The 2,256-nt window shown below is 69.1% G+C and carries 2 protein-coding genes; both read left to right on the forward strand.

The window, feature by feature from the left end:
• Nucleotides 1–149: 149 nt before the first annotated feature.
• On the forward strand, nt 150–1,382 hold the full coding sequence (istA, locus tag ACTQW0_RS08440) for an IS21 family transposase (RefSeq protein ID WP_139913200.1): 1,233 nt from the start codon (nt 150–152) through the stop codon (nt 1,380–1,382).
• The gene (istB, locus tag ACTQW0_RS08445) at nt 1,382–2,155 is read left to right on the forward strand and encodes an IS21-like element helper ATPase IstB (protein WP_139913201.1); all 774 of its coding nucleotides are present in this window, start codon (nt 1,382–1,384) and stop codon (nt 2,153–2,155) included. Before istA ends, istB begins: the two co-directional genes overlap by 1 nt.
• Nucleotides 2,156–2,256: the final 101 nt, after the last annotated feature.

The raw sequence follows: 2,256 nt of genomic DNA on the forward strand, positions 1-2,256 counted from the left end.
TGTTAGCGCTAATCTAAAATTGACCACTTTCGCAAACGCATCTCGCCGAATGCGCTAACGCGCTTTCGCCGACCCCGCTAACGTACTTTCACCAACTGCGCTAACGGAACTATGCTCCGATCGGGTATCCGACCCGGGAGGAGCGGGATATGGAGCGAAACGTAATGGGAGAGCTGAACGTCTACAGGGGGTCCGGCGCGAAGCCGAACTTCAGCGAGATCGCGAGGAGGCACGGCATGGACCGGCACACGGTCGCCAAGTACTGGCGGGAGGGCGAGTCCGCCGCCGACGGCAGGTCCGCGAGGGGCAGCGCCTTCGACCCGCTCGAGGAGGTGATCCGCTCGAAGGCCCAGCTGCCCGGGATGACCAAGATGGCCGTCTACGCGTTCCTGCGCGAGGGCCGCGGGGAGGGGCTGCCCGGGTACGGCGCCTTCACCGCGTGGTGCCGCGCGCACGACGTGCCCTTCGGGGGCGCGGGCGTCCGCGAGCCGCACCCGCGGTTCGAGACGCCCCCGGGCAGGCAGCTGCAGTTCGACTGGAAGGAGGGCATGAGGCTCGTCGACTCGGAGGGCGAGGTCTTCGAGTTCAGCGTGTTCACCGCGACGCTCGGCTACTCCCGGAAGCACCGCTTCATACCGGTCAGGAGCCGCACGCTCGACGACCTGCTGTCCTGCCTGCTCGCCACCTTCACCCGCCTCGGCGGCGTCCCGGAGGAGTGCATCACGGACAACATGTCGTGCCTGGTGACCGTCTCGGGCCGCAGGAGGACCAGGCAGGAGAGGGCGTGGCGGTTCGCGCGGGAGGCCGGCTTCGAGCTCAGGCTCTGCGCGCCGCGCTCGCCGCAGACCAAGGGCAAGGACGAGTCGGCCAACCGCTTCCTGAACCGCCTGCTCGCCTACGGCGGCGAGTTCACCGGGTGGAGCGGCCTCGCCGAGGCGGTGGCCCGGGTCGAGGCCCAGGCCAACTCGGAGCCGAACCGCACCACCGGCCTGCCGCCCGACGTGCTGTTCATGCGGGAGAAGGAGAGCCTGCGGCCCATCGGGAACCTCCGGCTCCTCGAGTCGATGGTGGGCGACGTGAGCGTCCAGACCGTCCCGTCGACCATGCTCGTCAGGGCCGCCGGCAGGGAGTGGTCCGTGCCCAGGCGCTGCATCGGCCGGCGCGTGAGCGTCGTGGCGATGCCCGGCGGCCAGGTCGTGGTGAGGATGGCCGGCGAGGAGGTCGCCGTCCACGACGCCGCGTCCGGGCCGTCGAGGCCCATCAACTACGACCCCGACCACTACGGGCAGGCCCTCGAGGGGAAGCGGGGCCTGGCCGACGCGGACATCGCCGAGGCCGCGCGCGCCAACCTCGCGCTGCTCGACTCGCTCGGAGGGGCGTGATGGGCGCCGTCGCGGAGGGCAGCCCCTCGATCAGGGCGCAGGCGAACCTCTCCGCGCTCGGGCTGCACGAGATGGCGGCGTCCCTGCCCGACTACGTGAGGATGGTCGCCGCGGGCGAGCGGGGCTTCGCCTCCGCCCTCGAGGAGATGACGCGCGTCGAGGTCGCCGCCCGGGAGGTCAGGATCACCAACCAGCGCATACGGTCGTCGGGGTTCCCCTACGTCAAGGGGCTGGCGGACTTCGACTGGGACTTCCAGCCGTCGGTCCCGCGCGCCGAGATCGAGGAGCTCGCGACCCTGAGGTTCGTCGAGCGGGCCGAGAACGTCCTGTTCGTGGGGAGCCCCGGCGTGGGCAAGACGCACCTCGCCGTCGCGCTGGGCATCGAGGCGGTCAGGGCGGGGCGCGAGGTCAGGTTCGTGGACTGCGCCCGGCTCGTCGAGGACCTGGAGGACGCCTCGTCGCGCGGCATCCTCAAGAAGAGGCTCAAGTACTACGCCCACTCGAGGCTGCTGATCATCGACGAGCTCGGCTACCTCGACGTCGGCAGCGCGGGCGCGGACCTGCTGTTCCAGCTGATATCGACGCGCTACGAGCAGCGCTCGACGATCATCACCACCAACGTGGGGATCAGCGGCTGGGGCAGGGTGTTCGGGGACGACGTGGCGGCGAGCGCGATCGCGGACAGGGTGTGCCACCACTGCCACCTGGTCAAGATAACCGGCAGGTCCTACAGGCTGAAGGACCTGCCGAGGGACGGTCCCGTCAAGCCGTGACCGGAATCGGTGAAAATACGTTAGCGCAACCGGTGAAACCGCCTTTGCGCGAACGGCGCGCCTGTTTAGCGAAACTGGTGAAAAATAGATTGACGCTAACA

It is taken from the genome of Collinsella sp. LCP19S3_B7 (genome assembly GCF_052121795.1).
Taxonomy (GTDB): domain Bacteria; phylum Actinomycetota; class Coriobacteriia; order Coriobacteriales; family Coriobacteriaceae; genus Collinsella.